This is a genomic window from Mesorhizobium sp. CA12, from assembly GCF_020165255.1.
Lineage (GTDB): Bacteria > Pseudomonadota > Alphaproteobacteria > Rhizobiales > Rhizobiaceae > Mesorhizobium.
Genome location: NZ_JAIUHT010000006.1, coordinates 96438 through 112988, shown reverse-complemented (window position 1 = coordinate 112988; position 16551 = coordinate 96438). Strand labels below are relative to the sequence as shown.

Annotated in this window: 18 protein-coding genes and 1 riboswitch; of the genes, 4 read left to right on the top strand and 14 right to left on the bottom strand. The window is 64.4% G+C overall.

The features are described 5' to 3' along the window. Positions 1-81 precede the first annotated feature (81 nt). The 4 genes from LB520_RS12445 to LB520_RS12430 all read right to left on the bottom strand — a co-directional run bounded on the left by LB520_RS12445 (position 82) and on the right by LB520_RS12430 (position 2644). The gene (locus LB520_RS12445) at positions 82-1002 is read right to left on the bottom strand and encodes a pirin family protein (RefSeq protein ID WP_224637691.1); all 921 of its coding nucleotides are present in this window, start codon (positions 1000-1002) and stop codon (positions 82-84) included. Between the two features lie 9 nt (positions 1003-1011). Next, positions 1012-1278 carry a DUF2277 domain-containing protein gene (locus LB520_RS12440; RefSeq protein WP_095766753.1) on the bottom strand — a complete coding sequence of 89 codons (267 nt, stop codon included), beginning with the start codon at positions 1276-1278 and terminating at the stop codon, positions 1012-1014. Between the two features lie 184 nt (positions 1279-1462). Then, positions 1463-1714: an exodeoxyribonuclease VII small subunit gene (locus tag LB520_RS12435; RefSeq protein WP_140694193.1), complete on the bottom strand. Its 252-nt coding sequence runs from the start codon at positions 1712-1714 to the stop codon at positions 1463-1465. A gap of 3 nt (positions 1715-1717) precedes the next feature. Then, the gene (locus tag LB520_RS12430) at positions 1718-2644 is read right to left on the bottom strand and encodes a histone deacetylase family protein (RefSeq protein ID WP_224637690.1); all 927 of its coding nucleotides are present in this window, start codon (positions 2642-2644) and stop codon (positions 1718-1720) included. Positions 2645-2759: 115 nt separating this feature from the next. Then, positions 2760-2938, top strand: a riboswitch (cobalamin riboswitch). Between the two features lie 42 nt (positions 2939-2980). Between LB520_RS12430 and bluB the strand changes: the two genes are divergently transcribed. Next, complete coding sequence (bluB, locus tag LB520_RS12425; protein ID WP_224637689.1) at positions 2981-3715, top strand: 5,6-dimethylbenzimidazole synthase; 735 nt, start codon at positions 2981-2983, stop codon at positions 3713-3715. Positions 3716-3720: 5 nt separating this feature from the next. Here bluB and LB520_RS12420 read toward each other — a convergent pair whose 3' ends face one another. Together LB520_RS12420 and LB520_RS12415 are read right to left on the bottom strand one after the other, a co-directional pair. Then, positions 3721-4704: a hypothetical protein gene (locus LB520_RS12420; protein WP_224637688.1), complete on the bottom strand. Its 984-nt coding sequence runs from the start codon at positions 4702-4704 to the stop codon at positions 3721-3723. Between the two features lie 131 nt (positions 4705-4835). Further along, a complete protein-coding gene (locus tag LB520_RS12415) occupies positions 4836-5429 on the bottom strand; it encodes a TetR/AcrR family transcriptional regulator (RefSeq protein WP_140541513.1) in 594 nt (197 codons plus the stop codon). A gap of 120 nt (positions 5430-5549) precedes the next feature. Here LB520_RS12415 and LB520_RS12410 point away from each other — a divergent pair, with 120 nt between their 5' ends. Further along, a complete protein-coding gene (locus tag LB520_RS12410; RefSeq protein ID WP_224637687.1) occupies positions 5550-6770 on the top strand; it encodes an MFS transporter in 1221 nt (406 codons plus the stop codon). A gap of 334 nt (positions 6771-7104) precedes the next feature. On the opposite strand, the gene ribB is transcribed toward LB520_RS12410, so the two are convergent. Both ribB and aroC read right to left on the bottom strand, forming a co-directional pair. Further along, on the bottom strand, positions 7105-8205 hold the full coding sequence (ribB, locus tag LB520_RS12405; protein WP_224526400.1) for a 3,4-dihydroxy-2-butanone-4-phosphate synthase: 1101 nt from the start codon (positions 8203-8205) through the stop codon (positions 7105-7107). 84 nt (positions 8206-8289) lie between these two features. Continuing rightward, positions 8290-9411 (bottom strand): chorismate synthase, encoded by a 1122-nt coding sequence (gene aroC, locus LB520_RS12400; protein ID WP_224637686.1) that lies wholly within the window; start codon positions 9409-9411, stop codon positions 8290-8292. Positions 9412-9619: 208 nt separating this feature from the next. Between aroC and LB520_RS12395 the strand changes: the two genes are divergently transcribed. Further along, positions 9620-9883, top strand: a complete 264-nt coding sequence (locus LB520_RS12395) for a DUF1344 domain-containing protein (protein WP_041002438.1) — start codon at positions 9620-9622, stop codon at positions 9881-9883. A gap of 190 nt (positions 9884-10073) precedes the next feature. On the opposite strand, the gene LB520_RS12390 is transcribed toward LB520_RS12395, so the two are convergent. The 4 genes from LB520_RS12390 to LB520_RS12375 form a co-directional block, all read right to left on the bottom strand. After that, positions 10074-10661, bottom strand: a complete 588-nt coding sequence (locus tag LB520_RS12390; RefSeq protein ID WP_224637685.1) for a histidine phosphatase family protein — start codon at positions 10659-10661, stop codon at positions 10074-10076. 55 nt (positions 10662-10716) lie between these two features. Next, on the bottom strand, positions 10717-11535 hold the full coding sequence (gene fabI / locus LB520_RS12385; protein ID WP_095766743.1) for an enoyl-ACP reductase FabI: 819 nt from the start codon (positions 11533-11535) through the stop codon (positions 10717-10719). 107 nt (positions 11536-11642) lie between these two features. After that, entirely contained in the window at positions 11643-12569 is a 927-nt protein-coding gene (locus LB520_RS12380; RefSeq protein ID WP_140845846.1) for a DnaJ C-terminal domain-containing protein, read from the bottom strand. A 115-nt stretch (positions 12570-12684) separates the two neighbouring features. Continuing rightward, positions 12685-13146, bottom strand: a complete 462-nt coding sequence (locus LB520_RS12375; protein ID WP_224526416.1) for an RT0821/Lpp0805 family surface protein — start codon at positions 13144-13146, stop codon at positions 12685-12687. Here LB520_RS12375 and pdxH point away from each other — a divergent pair. Further along, entirely contained in the window at positions 13111-13800 is a 690-nt protein-coding gene (gene pdxH / locus LB520_RS12370; RefSeq protein ID WP_411969880.1) for a pyridoxamine 5'-phosphate oxidase, read from the top strand. The genes LB520_RS12375 and pdxH overlap by 36 nt on opposite strands. A gap of 21 nt (positions 13801-13821) precedes the next feature. On the opposite strand, the gene LB520_RS12365 is transcribed toward pdxH, so the two are convergent. Together LB520_RS12365 and LB520_RS12360 are read right to left on the bottom strand one after the other, a co-directional pair. Next, positions 13822-14574: a crotonase/enoyl-CoA hydratase family protein gene (locus tag LB520_RS12365; RefSeq protein WP_224637684.1), complete on the bottom strand. Its 753-nt coding sequence runs from the start codon at positions 14572-14574 to the stop codon at positions 13822-13824. Positions 14575-14593: 19 nt separating this feature from the next. Continuing rightward, positions 14594-16363, bottom strand: coding sequence for an acyl-CoA dehydrogenase family protein (locus tag LB520_RS12360; protein WP_224637683.1), 1770 nt, complete (start codon positions 16361-16363; stop codon positions 14594-14596). Positions 16364-16551 lie beyond the last annotated feature (188 nt).

The following is a 16551-nucleotide window of genomic DNA, read 5'->3' as shown; positions in this document are numbered from 1 at the left end:
ACCGGAGCGGAGCGTACTCAAAGTACGGAAGCGCAGGAAACCGGCATTTGCAGGCCGGCCTCATCTGAATATCAACACACCTTAGTTCTCGGGCAGCGGAATGAACTCCTCCTCATCGCCGGGAACGATATCGAAGCGGCCCGTCTTCCATTCCTGCTTGGCCTGCTCGATGCGTTCCTTGGAGGACGAGACGAAATTCCACCAGATGTAGCGTTTGGAGCCGAGCGAAGCGCCGCCGAACAGCATGAAATGCGCACCGCGTTCGGAAGAGACCACGATCTCCTCGCCCGGCTTGAACACCAGGAGCCGCTCGGCCGGGAAAACATCGCCAGCGATCGAGACATCGCCCTCCAGCGTGTAGATGGCGCGCTCCTCGGCATCGGCCGGAATCTTCACGCTGGCACCGGCGGCCAGCCTGAGGTCGGCGTAGAGCGTGTCGGAAGCGGTCGCCACGGGCGAGCGAAGGCCTGAGAACGCACCGATCACGATGCGGCCGCTGACACCCTCGGCATCGATCTGCGGCAGGCGGGCCACCGACGTGTTCGCGAACACCGGAGCGATCTCCTCCTTGCCGTCGGGCAGCGCCAGCCAGGTCTGCAGGCCGGAGACCGACATCGGCGCGCCGCGCAATTCCTGCGGCGTGCGCTCGGAATGAACGATACCGCGCCCGGCAGTCATCAAATTTACGTCGCCCGGCGCGATCACCATTTCGGTGCCGAGCGAATCGCGATGCCTGATCCTGCCGTCGAACAGATAGGTGACGGTGGAAAGCCCGATATGCGGATGCGGACGCACGTCGAGCGCATGGCCGGCGCGCAGGATTGCAGGGCCCATGCGGTCGAAGAAGATGAACGGCCCGACCAGCCGGCGTTTTGCCGTCGGGAGAGCGCGGCGCACCTCGAAGCCGCCGATGTCCTTGGCGTTCGGAACGACCATCAGCTCGATCTGGTCGCAGGCGAAGGCATCGCCGGGTTCAGGATCGTTTCCCGGAAAGAAGCTCATGTCGGATCCTCAGGCGAAACGCAGCGCCGACCTGGCCTTCGCCTTGGCAGCTTCTTCCTCGCGGTTGCGCGGTTCCTGATTGGTTTCGAGCGAATCGATCAATTCGCGCGCGACAGCGGCGATCGCCTCGACGGCATGGTAAAAGGCATGCTCGTTGCGCTTGGACGGCTTGGTCGAGCCGCTAAGCTTGCGCACGAATTGCAGCGCTGCGTCATGCACTTCGTCATTGGTCGCCGGCGGCTCGAAATTGGCCAAGGTCTTGATGTTGCGGCACATGGCTTGAACTCCTTACCTGCTTTCTTTGCCCTTACCCGGTCTGAGATCATCCGCTGAGGTGTTGAGATTCAGGTCAGGCCGAGCCGAAAATGGTGGTTTCCGAGAACCGGAGCGGAGCGTACTTGAAGTACGTGAGCACCGGAAGTTGCCATTTGCAGGCCGGCCTCACCTGAATATCAACACCTCAGTCGGCGTCCAGCGGTTCAGTTCCCATCGGCTTGCCGTCGCGCGACAGCCTGATCTTCTCGACCTTGTCCTCGGCCGCTTTCAGCAGCCGGTCGCAATGCGCCTTCAGCGCCTCGCCGCGCTCATAGATCTTGATCGACTGGTCGAGCGGGACGTCGCCGCGCTCAAGATCATCGACGATCTTCTCCAGCGCGTCGAGCGCCTGTTCGAAGCTCATCGCCTTGACGTCCTCATTGCCTTCCAATGCCATACCCTATCCCTTCATCAGCCGCCCGACATGGGCGGCGACTGAAAATGCCAGTCCCTGCAGATCGTAGCCGCCTTCCAGCAGGCTGACGAGCCTGTTGGAGCTGTGGCGCCCGGCGCGCTCCATCAACTGGCCGGTCGCCCAATCGAAATCGTCCTCGGTCAGGTTGATCTCGGCCAACGGGTCGCGATGGTGCGCATCGAAGCCGGCGGAAATGATGATCAGGTCTGGCGCGAACGCGTCGATCGAGGGCAGCACGCGCGACAGGAAGGCGTCGCGGAAGAGATCGCTCCCGGTCTGCGGCGCCAGCGGCGCGTTGACGATGTTGCCGGCGCCAGTCTCGTTCTTCCCGCCGGTGCCCGGGTAAAGCGGCATCTGGTGCGTCGAGCAATAGAGCACCGATGGGTCGTCCCAGAAGATGTCTTGCGTGCCATTGCCATGATGAACGTCCCAGTCGACGATGGCGACACGCTCGGCCTGGTGCTTCTTCTGCGCGTAACGGGCGGCGATCGCCGCCGTGTTGAATAGGCAGAAGCCCATTGCCGTGGTCTTTTCGGCATGATGTCCAGGCGGACGCGCTGCGACGAAGACGTTTGCCGCACGGCCCTCGAAGACGTCGTCCACCGCCGCGTTGGCACCGCCGATCGCCGTCACCACGGCCTGCCAGCTTTTCGGGCTGGCGCTGGTATCGGCATCGATCGACACGATCCCGCTCTCAGGGATCGCCCCGCGCACGCGCTCGACGAACTCCTCCGGGTGCGCATAGAGGATGGTTTTCTCGTCGCCTTCCGGCGCCTTGACGCGGTCGAGCGCCGAAAACGCCTCGTCGTCGAGCACGCGCTCGATGGCGCGCAGGCGGTCGGGCCGCTCGGGATGGCCGGGCGGCGTAAGGTGTTCGAGGAAGATCGGGTGCGTATAGAGACGGGTGGCCATGGCGCCTAATCTAGGGACCTGGCGGCCGAATGACCATGTTTGGCAGGCCGAATGGCTGGGGAAATCGCGTCTTGCCGTGTCGCTAACGCCATTGGCGCGGCCCAAGCTTCGCTGTAAGGTCGCATCGCTGCCAGGTGCCCGCGACGCGGGAGAATCGGGAACACGGTTGAACTCCGTGGCGTGCCCAACACTGTAAGGGGGACCGCGCCGGCACACGCCACTGTCGAAGACGGGAAGGCGCCGGATGCGGGACGATCCCGAGCCAGAAGACCGGCCCGGCAGACATGGTTTTCCGCTTGGTCAGGCGGGGGACTGCTTGTCGCAAGGGGAAAAGCGATGACGGCAGCAGCGATCGCCGCGAGCGGCGACGACTTTGACCAATTGGCACGCGACGCGGTCTACCGGGCCATGTTCACCAGGCGCGACGTGCGCAGCCATTTCGTCCCCGACGATCTCGATGACAATGTGCTGGCCCGGCTCATCACCGCCGCGCATCACGCCCCGTCGGTCGGCTATATGCAGCCGTGGAATTTCATCGTCATCCGCGACGCCGAGCGGCGCAGACAAGTGCGCGACCTGTTCCTCGCCGCGCGCGAGCAGGAGTTGCCGGCGATCGAGGCGGAACGGCAGGCGCTCTACCGCAAGCTGAAACTCGAGGGCATCTGCGAAAGCGCGCTCAACCTGTGCATCACCTGCGACCGGCAGCGCTCGAAGGACTCGCCTCTCGGACGCTGGCACAATCCGGAGATGGATCTCTACAGCACAGTCTGCGCGGTGCAGAATTTCTGGCTGGCGGCGCGGGCGGAGGGTGTCGGCGTCGGTTGGGTAAGCATCATCGAGACCGAAGCGCTGAAGCGGCTTCTCGCGATCCCGGAGCATGTCACGCCGATCGCCTATCTGTGCGTCGGCCGCGTCTCGGCCTTCGCGCCGAAGCCGGACCTTGAAGCGCATGGCTGGGGCAAGCGCCTGCCGCTGCCCGAACTGGTCATGAGCGAGACTTTTCGCGGCGCCGGCGAAGCGCCGCTTAAATCGGCAATCGCAAAGCTCGGCGCCGGGCCGTCGAAACCCTGACCTGATCAAGCCGCTCGGGGCGTGTCCCAACGCGAGCCGCCGCCGAAAGAGCCCAGCGCCTTGTCGCGCAGTTCCCTGAATTTGGACGAGGTCTCCGCGAGCCGCCGGTCCCATTCGGGATTGGGCGCCTGGCCTTCGATGGCTTCGAAATAGACCTGCATCAGCGAGGCGATGGCGAAGGGCTCAATGAAGGCTGCCTTGAAGGCCCAGGCAAAGACGATGGCCAGCACGAAAGCCCAGCCGGCAAGCTGGCCCGGCATGACCCACAGAATGGCGGCCGCAGGCGCTAGCATCAACAGGAAGATGACGAAGGACACGCCCCACATGATCGCCGCCAGCCAGACGGCGTTCTTGACCATGTGCTTGCCGTTCTGCGCGTAGAGCACCACGCCTTGCCGCGCCGTCTCGAAAGGCGAGCTCGAATTGATGCGGATGTTGTAGCCGAGGATGATCTCGTCGACATAGGTCAGCGACAGGCGGATCACCGTGTTGATGAAGCTGACGATGCCGCTCAGGCCCGGAATGGGCAGGAAGGCGGCGATGCCGCCGATCAGGCCGGTGATGGCTCGGATGGCGCCCTTGACCAGCTGGTCGACGACGAAAAGGATGTTGGCCTCGGCAAAACGCTGGGTGACCACTTCCTTCGCGTAGGCGATCTGGCCCTGGCCGTCGGGGACATCTTGGCCGTCGATCAGATGCACCATGACGGCGATATGGCCCGCTTTCAACACATAGAGGATGTATTCGCGGATCCAGTAGACGGCGATCGAGACGACCCCGAAGCCGACCACGCCACCCCACAGCGCGAAGGACATCGGGCCGTCGGGATCGGTGGAGATGTGGCCGACGCCGTAGCCGACGCTAGCGCCGGTACCGGTCGCCATGATGTAGGCGACCGTGATGCCGAAATAGACGATCATGCGAAAGACGATGAACGGCCATGTCCGCATCATGATCGACACGGACCGGCCAATGCTGAAGTCCCACATGGCCCCGACTCCCCATATCCTAAGAGTTGGCGGAGGAGGATGCGCTTGCCCCGGCGATTGTCAATCGCGGCAGGGTTGCGCCGGCCCGAAACCGGTGCACAAGCCGGTGGCTCGGTTACCCGAGCGTGCCGTCAAGGCTTCTTGCGCAAGCCTTCGAGCAACTGCTTGAAGGCCGCGATCGCTTTTTTCGAGGTCGCCTCGGGGTCCGTCGAATTGGCGATGCGCTGCGCGGCCTGGCTGCTGGCGCCATTGATCAGCCGTGAGGTCGTCTCGGGATCAAGCTCCGGAACGACCTCGCCCTCTTCCTGCAGCCTGGTCAGATGGTTGGTCATCGAGGCGGTGCAGGCGCTGGCATTCGGCCACTGCGCGGGGTCGCCGAGCACCGCCGGGCCGTCGCGGAACATGATGCGCTGGATTTCCGGCTCCAGCGCCATCTCGATATAGGTGGTGCATTCGTCGACGAAATGCTGCCAGCGGGTCGGCGCTTTCGAAGCCACCTCGTTCACCCGCACAGCCATTTCGCCGTCGATCTCGGCGATCACCGCCTGCAGCAGTCCCTTCTTGTCGCCGAAATGATGGTAGAGCGCGCCGCGCGTGAGGCCGGCCGACGCGGTGAAATCGTCCATCGAGGCCTCGGCATAGCCGATCGTGCCGAAAGCATGGCGAGCGGCTGCGATCAGCTTGGCGCGCGTCTCGGCGATCATCTCCTTGCGCGGTCTGTGCATGGTTCTGGCCCTATTCACATACGCCTCGTATGCCAATTGACATACGTGGCGTATGAACTATCTCACGGTCATACGCAGCGTATGTAATTTTAGTGTGCACCGTTGTCGAGGAGCAGGATCATGCGAAACCCTTATTCGGACATCTTTCGGGCTCCCGGCACGAAAGGCTTTGCCGCGGCGGCTTTCATCGCGCGCGTGCCGATCGCCATGGCCCCGATCGGCATCGTGGCGATGCTGTCGCAGACGCATGGCGAATACTGGCTGGCCGGCGCCGTCTCGGCGACCTATGCGCTGGTCAACGCGTTTCTTTCGCCGCAAGTGTCGCGGCTGGTGGACCGGCGCGGCCAGACGGCGATCGCAGCACCCATGACGCTCGTCTCGGTGCTTGCCTTCGCGACATTGATCGTCGCGGCCAACCAGCACTGGCCTATCTGGACGTTGTTCAGCTCGGCACTACTTGCCGCCGCAATGCCCAGCATCCCGGCGCTGGTCAGGGCGCGCTGGACCGAGATCTTCCGCGACCGGCCGGAGCTCAACACGGCGTTCGCCTTCGAATCGGCCGCCGACGAGCTGGTCTATGTCGCCGGCGCCTCGCTGTCGGTGGGCTTGAGCGCCGCGCTCTTCCCGGAAGCCGGCATGGTCGTCAGCACGTTGCTGCTTGCGCTCGGCTCGGCGGCATTCCTGCTGCAGCGCTCGTCCGAGCCGCCGGTCCGCCCGGCGGAACATGGCGCGGCCGCGTCGGCGATCCGGCTGCGGCCGGTGCAGATCATCACCTTCGCACTGATCTTCGTCGGCGCGACCTTCGCCACGACGGAAGTGACGACGGTGGCGATCACCAAAGAGCTTGGCCAACCTGAGGCGGCGAGCCTCGTCATCGGCGTCTATGCGCTGGGATCCTTCGTGCTCGGCGTCATCGTCGGCGCGCTCAGCCTCAAGGCGCCGCTGCAGCGGCAATTGGCGGTCGCGGTCACCGTGATCGCGCTCACCACCTTGCCGCTCCTCTTCGTTGACACGGTGCCGACTCTGGCGCTGGCGGTGTTCGTCAGCGGCGTCGCGATCTCGCCGACCTTCATCACCGCCTTCGGCCTGATCGAGCGCCACGTGCCGCCGGCGATGCTCACCGAAGGCGTCACCTGGGTGACGACCGGCATCGGCATCGGCATGGCGCTGGGTTCCTTCGCCGCCGGCTGGATGGTCGACACTTTCGGTCCGCAGAACGGGTTTTGGGTTTCGGTCGCGGCCGGCGCCATCGCGCTCGTCACCGTGTTCGCCGGTCAATGCCGGTTGGCGACGGACGATTGCGATGTGGACAGGGGCGAGGCGGTGGTTCCGGCGGAGTGATCGAACGAAGCGTCCAGCACTCGTTTCGCCAGCGTTCGGAATTGGCCGAGACCCTCGCGACTTCGTCATCCACGGGCGGAGCGACGCGAAGCGGAGCGCAGACCCGAGGATCCATTCCGTGACCTTGATCATAGAGCGCAGCGGAGCAGAATTCTGAACCGTCGCGGCGCTTCGAGGTCACGGAATGGATCCTCGGGTCTGCGCGCGTCGCTTCGCTCCTTGCTCCGCCCGAGGATGACGACGTCCCGGAGGCTTCCGCCAATCGCCTGCGTCGCGGAGGCTCCATCAATCAGACTGCCGCTAGGACCTCTGGCGCGTCAGGTCCTTCGACGGACTACAGAATCTCGGTCTTGGCGATATGGATGCCAAATCCTTCAAGACCGACATAGTGGCGCTCGCGCGAGGCGATCAGGTTGATCGAGGAGATGCCCAGGTCCCTGAGAATCTGGGCGCCAAGGCCGATCTCGCGCCATTCGTTCTCGCGGCGGCGGGCTTCTTCGTGGTCCTCGCGCTCGCCGCTCGCGGGCCGCTTACGCTCCTGATGGGCGACACCGACCGAGCCTTCACGCAGATAGACGATGACACCGCGCCTGCGCTCGCCCATCGCCTTCATGATGCCGTCGAGGCGATGGCTGGTGCCGAAGACGTCGGTGACGACATCTTCCGAGTGCAGCCGTACCGGCACCTCCTCGCCATCGCGGATGTCGCCGAAGACGACCGCGAGATGGTGCATGGAATCCCAGGGCAGCGTGTAGGTGAAGGCCTGCGCCTTGCCGCCGGGCGTGTCGATGTCGGAGCAGGCCACGCGTTCGACCAGCGTCTCCTTGCGCTGCCGATAGGCGATGAGGTCGGCGACCGAGACCTGCTTCAGCCCATGTTCCTCGGCGAAGGCCTGCACTTGCGGCCCGCGCTTGACCGTGCCGTCGTCATTGACCAGCTCAGAGATGACGCCGACCGGCGGCAGGCCGGCGAGCTTGCAGAGATCGACTGCGGCCTCCGTATGGCCGGAGCGCATCAAGACGCCGCCTTCGCGCGCGATCAGCGGGAAGATGTGGCCGGGACGCACGAAATCGGACGGGCCGACATTGCCATTGGCAAGGTTGCGCACGGTGAGCGTGCGGTCGTCGGCGGAAATGCCTGTTGTCGTGCCATGCTTGAAATCGACGCTGACGGTGAAGGCGGTGGTGTGCGCGGAATCATTATCCGCCACCATCGGCGCGAGGTTCAGCCGCCTCGCGTCCTCGCGCAGCATCGGCGTGCAAACGATGCCGGAGGTGTTGCGCACGATGAAGGCCATCTTCTCCGGCGTGCAGTGGACGGCGGCGACGATCAGGTCGCCCTCGTTCTCGCGCCCGTCATCGTCCATGACAACGACGATCTCACCGCGCTCGAAAGCACGGATCGCTTCGACGATCTTCTTCTGGTCGTAGGGCATCGGCGCTCGCTTCGCTCGCAGGAATTAGGCAGTAGGCAGTAGGCAGTAGGCAGTAGAAGAAAGAAAATGGCTGTGTCGGGCGGTCTACTGCCTAACCCTACTGCCTACTCCCTTCCCTGTCTGTCCTCTGTGCCGCAGATAATGATCCGCGATCGCGCAGGCAACCATGGCCTCGCCGATCGGCACGGCGCGGATGCCGACGCACGGGTCGTGGCGGCCCTTGGTCATCACCTCGACATCCTTGCCATCCTTGTCGATCGACTGGCGCGGGGTCAGGATCGACGAGGTCGGCTTGACGGCGAAGCGGGCGACGATCGCCTGGCCGGTCGAGATGCCGCCCAGTATGCCGCCGGCATTGTTGGACAGGAACACCGGCTTGCCGTCATTGCCCATGCGCATCTCATCGGCGTTCTGTTCGCCGGTGATGCGGGCCGCCTCGAAACCATTGCCGATCTCGACGCCCTTGACGGCGTTGATCGACATCAGGCCGGAGGCGATATCCTGGTCGAGCTTGGCATAGATCGGCGCGCCGAGGCCGGGCGGCACGCCGTCGGCGACGATCTCGATCACCGCGCCGACCGAAGAGCCGGCCTTGCGGATGCCGTCGAGATAGGCGGTAAAGACCGGGACCGAGGCCGGATCCGGGGTGAAGAACGGGTTCTCGGCGTCGCCGACGAAATTCCAGTTCCAGTTGGCGCGGTCGATCGACTTTTCGCCCATCGAGACCAGCGCGCCGCGCACCACCATGCCGGGCACTATCCTGCGCGCCAGGGCGCCCGCCGCCACCCGCGCTGCCGTCTCACGCGCCGAGGAGCGGCCGCCGCCGCGGTGATCGCGCAGGCCGTATTTGACGTCGTAGGTGTAGTCGGCATGGCCCGGCCGATACTGGCGGGCGATCTCGCCATAGTCCTTGGAGCGCTGGTCGACATTCTCGATCAGCATCGACACCGGCGTGCCGGTGGTGATCATCGTCTCGCCGTCCTCGTCTAGGATGAAGCCGGACAGGATCTTCACCTCGTCCGGCTCGCGGCGCTGGGTGACGAAGCGCGACTGGCCGGGGCGGCGGCGGTCGAGCTCGGCCTGGATGTCCTCGCGCTTGAAGCGGATGCCGGGCGGGCAGCCGTCGACAACGCAGCCGAGCGCGGCGCCATGGCTTTCACCCCAGGTGGTGACTCGAAAGAGGTGGCCGAATGTGTTGTGCGACATGAGGATACGCCCTGCCCCGGCGAGGGAACCCGGTTAAGGCTGCCTTCTATTGGCGTTTTCCACAGTGGTCAAACGCTGATCGGGTGTGCATCAAACTGTGATGTGGCGGATTTAGTTTTGACACATTCGGTTGGTTTCTGCTCTCTTCCCATCCGCCGTTGAGGACCCGCCGCTGACAAGCCGGCGCAATGACCTAAAGAGGACGACGATGCGTACCCTGATTGGCGCGGCCTGCGCCATGTTGCTGATTTCCACCGCCGCCGCGTTCGCCGGCCAGACCGAAGGCCTGATCAAGAAGGTCGACAAGGACACGCTGACGCTGACGCTCGACGACGGCAAGGCCTACAAGCTCAACGCCGAGACCGACATCGACTCGCTGAAGCCCGGCATGGACATCGTCATCGCCTATGACGTGACCAATGGCGAGAATGTCGTGACGGACATGCAGCTGCCCGACAGCGACCAGAATTAAATTAGGGTAGGCCGGCCCTGCGAAGGCGGCTTCCGGTGCTTACGTACGGAAGTACGCTCCGCTCGGGCCTTCGCCGCCCGAAGCTCTCATGAGGGGTCTCCGCGCTACGAAGGCTACCGCCAGCGTAGGCCCGTTCTCGGAATCCAGCCTTCTCGACTCGGCCTGACCTGAATTGCCAGGGTGCGATTTGTTAAAGCCACTCCAAGCTCCGACCCTCCAGCCGCAGCAGACGGTCCTGGGGGATTTCGAGGCTGGCGGCTTCCTGTTTGGAAATGCCGGTGACGAAGCGGAAGAAGCAGCGCATGACGCCGCCATGAGTGACGCAGACAGTGGGCCGGTCAAGTGCATCGAACCATGGCTTCACCCGTTCCAGCAGCATCTCGTAGCTTTCCGCGCCCTCGCCCGGCGGCTGGAAATCCCACTTCGCTGCGCGGCGACTTTTGGTCGAACCCGGGACACGCTTTTCGAGTTCGGCAAAGGTGAAACCCTGCCAGTCGCCGAAGCTTAGCTCCACGAGGCGTGGATCGGTGTGGTAGGCGGAAGGATCGAGCCCCATCGCGGCGCGCATCAGCTCCATCGTCTCGCGCGTGCGCCGCATCGGGCTGGCGACAAAATCGAAATCCGCAGGATTTCCGATGAGTTCCGCCAACCGTCGGCCGTTTTGCGTCGCCTGCTCGCGGCCAAGTTCGTTGATATCGGTATCGGCCTGGCCCTGCAGGCGGCGCTCGGCATTCCACTCGGTCTGGCCGTGACGCGCGATGTAGACGAGCGGATACATCAGGTCTTCCAAGGTCGGGCCAGGGCCTGGGACGAAGGATAGGCGAAGGTAAGGATCAGTCCTTGACGGTCGAGATATCCGGCGCGTCGACCGCCTTCATGCCAACGACATGGTAGCCGGAATCGACATGATGGACCTCGCCGGTCACGCCGCGCGACAGGTCCGACAGGAAATAGACGCCGGAATCGCCGACCTCTTCCTGGGTGACCGTCTGCTTCAGCGGCGAATTGTACTCGTTCCACTTCAGGATATAGCGGAAATCACCGATGCCGGAGGCGGCCAGCGTCTTGATCGGACCGGCGGAGATCGCGTTGACGCGGATCTTCTTGGCGCCGAGATCGACCGCGAGGTAGCGCACGCTTGCTTCCAGCGCCGCCTTGGCGACGCCCATGACGTTGTAATGCGGCATCACCTTCTCGGCGCCGTAATAGGTCAGCGTCAAAAGCGAGCCGCCATCGGTCATCAGCGGCTCGGCGCGCTTGGCGATGGTGGTGAAGGAATAGACCGAAATGTCCATGGTCCGCAGGAAATTGTCGCGCGTCGTCTCGACATAACGGCCGGTGAGCTCGTCCTTGTCGGAAAAGGCGATGGCGTGGACGAGGAAGTCGAGCTTGCCCCAGTGCTTGGCGATGTCGGCGAAGACCGCGTCGAGGCTTTCCGGGTCGGTGACGTCGCAATGGCCTGCGACATGCGCGTTGAGTTCGGCCGCGAGCGGCTCGACGCGCTTCCTGAAGGCCTCGCCCTGATAGGTCAGAGCGATTTCGGCGCCGTGATCGACGCAAGCCTTGGCGATGCCGAAAGCGATCGACCGATTGTTGGCGACGCCCAGGATCAGGCCCCGCTTACCGGCCATCAGGCCCTGTCCACCCGCCATGTGCAAGCTCTCCGCAAGAATATCTGCTTTGTGGAGAGCCTATCGCACAGGCACAAAGCCCCTTCAAGCGCTCAAAAGACACTGCAACAGGAACAAAATTCCCTCAATCACCCTTTCCTGCGGCGCATCAGGGCCTCGAGTTCGGCATCACCGCCCTCCGGCAGCATCAGCCGCACATGGGCATAGAGATCGCCATGGCCGCCTGCCTTTTCCGGCAGGCCCCTGCCCTTGAGGCGCAGCACCTTGTCCGAGCTCGACCATGCGGGCACGTTGACCGCGAGCTTGCCGGTCGGCGTCTCGACCGCCACTTTGGCGCCGAGCACCGCATCGGACAGATCGACGGGAAGATCGACATGCAGGTCGCGGCCTTCGATGCGGTAGCGCGAATGGCGGCGGATGTGGATCTTGACCAGCGCGTCGCCAGGCTGGCCCGGACCCTGCTCGCCCTGGCCCTTCAAGCGGATCGTCTGGCCATCCTCGACATAGGCCGGCAGCTTGACCGCCACCTTGCGGCCGTCGGGGAACATCGCCGTCACCTTATCGGCGGTGGCTGCCTCCTCGACGCTGATATCCATGGTGACGTTGAGGTCCGCGGCCTGGACCGGCTGACGGCGGTCGGCCCGGCCGGCGCCGCGGGCGCCGGAGAAGGCATCGCCAAAAATCTGGCTGAAGATGTCGCTGTTGCCGTCGAACGGATCGCCGCCCGGGCGCCCGCTGCGAAATTCGAAATGCGCGCCGCCGGGGCCTTGCTGACGGCGGAATCCGGCAAACGGATCGCCGCCGGCTGCGCCTTCAAAGCCCTGGAATTTAGGCTTGCCGTCGGCGTCGATCTCGCCGCGATCGTAGGCGGCGCGCGTCTTCTCATCGCCGACGATCTCGTAAGCCTGGTTGGCGGCGGCAAAACGGTCCTTCGCCTTCGGATCATTCGGATTCTGGTCCGGATGATACTTCTTGGCGAGCTTGCGGTAAGCCGATTTTATGTCCTTGGCCGATGCGTTCTTGGCAACGCCCAGCACCTCATAGGGGTCGCGCATGCTTCCTGCCTGCATGAGAGAATGGATTTATGAGTCGCCTCCTATATGCGCTCGCATAGGAAGAAATTCCAGTGGCGCAAGGGCAATGGCGCCCGAAAATCGGAGTGCCGGATAATCAGAGCGCCTTGAATTCCTGCATGCGCCAGCCGCCGGCCTCGGCTAGGCACAGCTCGCCCTTGTAGAGGGCGACGCCGTCGAAGCTCTCGCGCGTGGCGCTGAAGCGGCGACAGGTCAGGCCGCCATCCTTCAGTTCCACCAGTTCGGTGATCGCGCCGCGGGACCCGGTCCCGGCATTGGCCCATGGCACCGCTTGGCCGGCAAGCTCCTTCAAGTCGGCGGAGGAAACGGCGTTGCCGATGGTGGTCTGGTCGGAGTCCTTATCAGCCGCCGGGGCAGCCGGTGACGACGGCGCGCTGGAGGTGATGATCGAGCGGTCGACGTCGGCCTTTTCGAGGCTGAAACCGCCGGCACCGCAAGCGGCAAGCGGTAGCGCCAACGTCACGACCACAGCCTTGACGCTGGCAGAAGCGATAACGCCCCATTGCCTGCTGTCAAAAGCTTGCGCGATACGCGACAATCGGCCAACTCCTCCCGCACGGTAAAAATTCGGAAAACTATGAACGAAACTGAGTTAACAAGCAGTGACTTCACCGAGGCTGCGGAGCCGTTCAGGCTCTTTGCCGCATGGCTGGAGGACGCCACCAAAAGCGAGCCCAACGATCCCAACGGCGTAGCGCTGGCAACCGTCGACGCCGACGGCATGCCGGATGTGCGAATGGTGCTGCTCAAGGGGTTCGACGAAAAGGGATTTGTCTTCTACACGAATTTCGAGAGCGCCAAGGGCCGCGAGATTCTTGGCAGCATGAAGGCGGCGATGTGCTTCCACTGGAAATCGCTGCGCCGCCAGGTGCGTATACGCGGGCCGGTGGAGATCGTCAGCGACGCCGAGGCCGACGCCTATTACGCGACACGCCCGCGCGGCAGCCGCATCGGCGCCTGGGCCTCGAAACAGTCGCGGCCGCTGGAGAGCCGCTTCGCGCTGGAAAAGGCGGTGGCCGAATACACGGCGCGCTACGCCATCGGCGAGATCCCGCGACCGAAACATTGGTCGGGTTTCCGCATCCTGCCGCAGACAATTGAGTTCTGGCAGGACAGGCCGTTCCGCCTGCACGACCGCATCCTTTTCTCGCGCAACGCCGCCGGCTGGGACAAGACGCGGCTTTATCCTTGAACGGTGCCGCAGGCGAAGGGCTTAGCCCTTCTTGCGCGTCATGAAGGCGGTGAGCGCCGCGCGTGCTTCGTCCGACTTGAGCCGCTCGCGGAAATGCTCGCTTTCGACCTCGATGCGGGCGATCAATTCCTCGCGCGGCGCGCGCATCAGGTCGCGCGCGATCTTCAGCGCCTCTGGCGGCTTGGCCGCGATGTCGGCGGCGGCCGCCAACACGGCGCTTTCGAGGGAGTCTTCCGCGACGACATCGTAGATCATACCCGCGGCCTTGGCGCGCTGGGCCGAAAAGCCTTCGCCCAGGCCGAGCAACGCGAAGGCACCCTGCCGGCCAAGCAGCCGCGGCGCGATCAGGCTGGAGCCGGCTTCAGGCACCAGGCCGAGATCGACGAAGGGCGTGCGGAACAGCGTACGCGGCGTGGCGAAGGTCAGGTCGCAATGCAGGTTGAGCGTGGTGCCGATGCCGACGGCGATGCCGTCGACGCCCGACACCATCGGCTTTTCGGCCTTGGCCAGCGCCATCAGGAAATCCCAGACCTCGTTGCCGCCCTCGCCGCCTGTGGCGATGACCAGGAAATCGGCTAAGTCGTTGCCGGAGGAGAAGGCGCCCGGAACGCCGAGGAAGACATGGACGCGGACCGCCGGGTCGGCATCGCCTTCGGCGAGCGCCGCCGACATTTTCGCATACATGGCGCGCGTCAGCGCGTTCTTCTTGTCCGGGCGGTTGATGCGGATGATCTGCACGGCGCCCTGGCGCTCGACGAGGATATGGTCTGTCACGATTTTTTCCTTGTGAACGTCAAGCGGAAATCAGTTGCTTGCCGGCGGCGGCGAGGCTCTCGGCGCCATTGACGACACGCTCCTTCAGGGCGCGCGTCTCGCCGAGCAGGTTCTCGGCAAAGAAGCGGCAGAGCGCGATGCGGCCGCGGTCGGCCAGCCCGGCCTGCGCCAGATAGGCGCCGCCGGCGGCGAGCGAGATCAGGCGCAGATAGGGCGTGGCGCCGGCCATCGCGGCGTCGGCTTTGCCGTCGGCAAGCTGCCTCTGCAGGAAGCGCGTCGCCTCTTCGAGATCGGCAAGCGCATGGTCGAGATTGTCGGCGGTGCGGCCGAAACCCTCGATGTTGGAGGTGCGCACCGCATCGGCCACCGCTTTCAATTCGCCGATATAGGAATGCACATGCTCGCCGCCGCCGAGCGGCAGCTTTCGCGCCACAAGGTCGATCGCCTGGATGCCGTTGGTGCCTTCATAGATTGGCGCGATGCGCGCATCGCGATAGAGCGCGGCGGCACCGGTCTCCTCGATGAAGCCCATGCCGCCATGCACCTGGACACCCAGCGAGGCGACCTCGACGCCGATGTCGGTCGAGAAGGCTTTAGCGAGCGGCGTTAGCAGGTTGGCGCGGTCGCGCCAATTGGCGGCGGCCTCGCCCTGGCCGACGCGCGCGCGGTCGATGGCGTGGGCGCAGGAATAGCTGATCGAGCGGGCGATCTGGGTCAGCGCCTTCATGGTCAAGAGATTGCGCTGCACGTCCGGGTGATGGACGATCGGCGCCATGCCGGAGCCCGAATAGGCGGGAGCCTTGCCTTGGCGGCGCTCATTGGCATAGGCGATCGCCTTCTGGGTGGCGGCCTCAGCCACGGCCACGCCCTGCATGCCGACGGCAAGGCGGGCGTTGTTCATCATGGTGAACATGCAGGCCAGACCCTTGTTCTCCTCGCCGATCAGCCACCCGATGGCGCCGGGTGCGGAGCCTCGAAAACCGTCGCCGTAGATCATGGTGCAGGTCGGCGAGGCATGGATGCCGAGCTTGTGCTCGAGGCCCGAACAGAAGACGTCGTTGCGGGCGCCGAGCGAACCGTCGTCATTGACGAAAAACTTCGGCACCAAAAACAGCGAGATGCCGCGCGTGCCGGCCGGCGCGTCGGGCAATCTGGCCAGCACCAGATGCACGATGTTGTCGGTGAAATCATGCTCGCCATAGGTGATGAAGATTTTCTGGCCGAAGATGCGGTAGGTGCCGTCGCCGACGGGCTCGGCGCGGCTGCGCAAGGCCGCGAGGTCGGAGCCCGCCTGCGGCTCGGTCAGGTTCATCGTGCCCATCCACTCGCCGGAGACGAGTTTTGCGAGGTATTTGGCCTTGAGGTCCTCCGAGGCGTGTGTGTCGAGCGCCTCGACGGCGCCCATGGTCAGCGTTGGGCCGATGCCAAAGGCCATGGCGGCGGAGTTCCACATTTCGAGCGCGGCGACGCCGAGCATGGTCGGCAGGCCCTGTCCGCCGAATTCTTCCGGACCCGACAGCGCGTTCCAACCGCCTTCGATCCAGCGCCGGTAGAGCTCCTTCCAGCCGGGCGGCGTGGTGACGGCGGCGTTCTTCAGCACAGCGCCTTGCTCGTCGCCGATCTTGTAGAGCGGAGCAACCTCCTCGCTGGCGAAACGGCCCGCCTCGGTGAGGATCGCGTCGACAAGGTCCTCGCCGAGATCGCCGAAAATGCCGGCGTCAAGCGCCGGCTTCAGACCCGCTACCTGCTTCAGCGTGAAGGCGATGTCCTCGACCGGCGCGCGATACATGTCTGCTCCTCCCATTCCGGCCGAGCGTAGGCGCATGGCCGAAGCGAAGCCATCCATCTTTGGGCCGGTCTCACGCCTTCTTTTTACGTAAACGTCAACTTTTGTCACGCGGATTTTGCTTGGACTTCGTCATCCACGGGCGGAGCGGGAGCACCGCGGACGCGCAGACCCGAGGATGGTCCTGACAA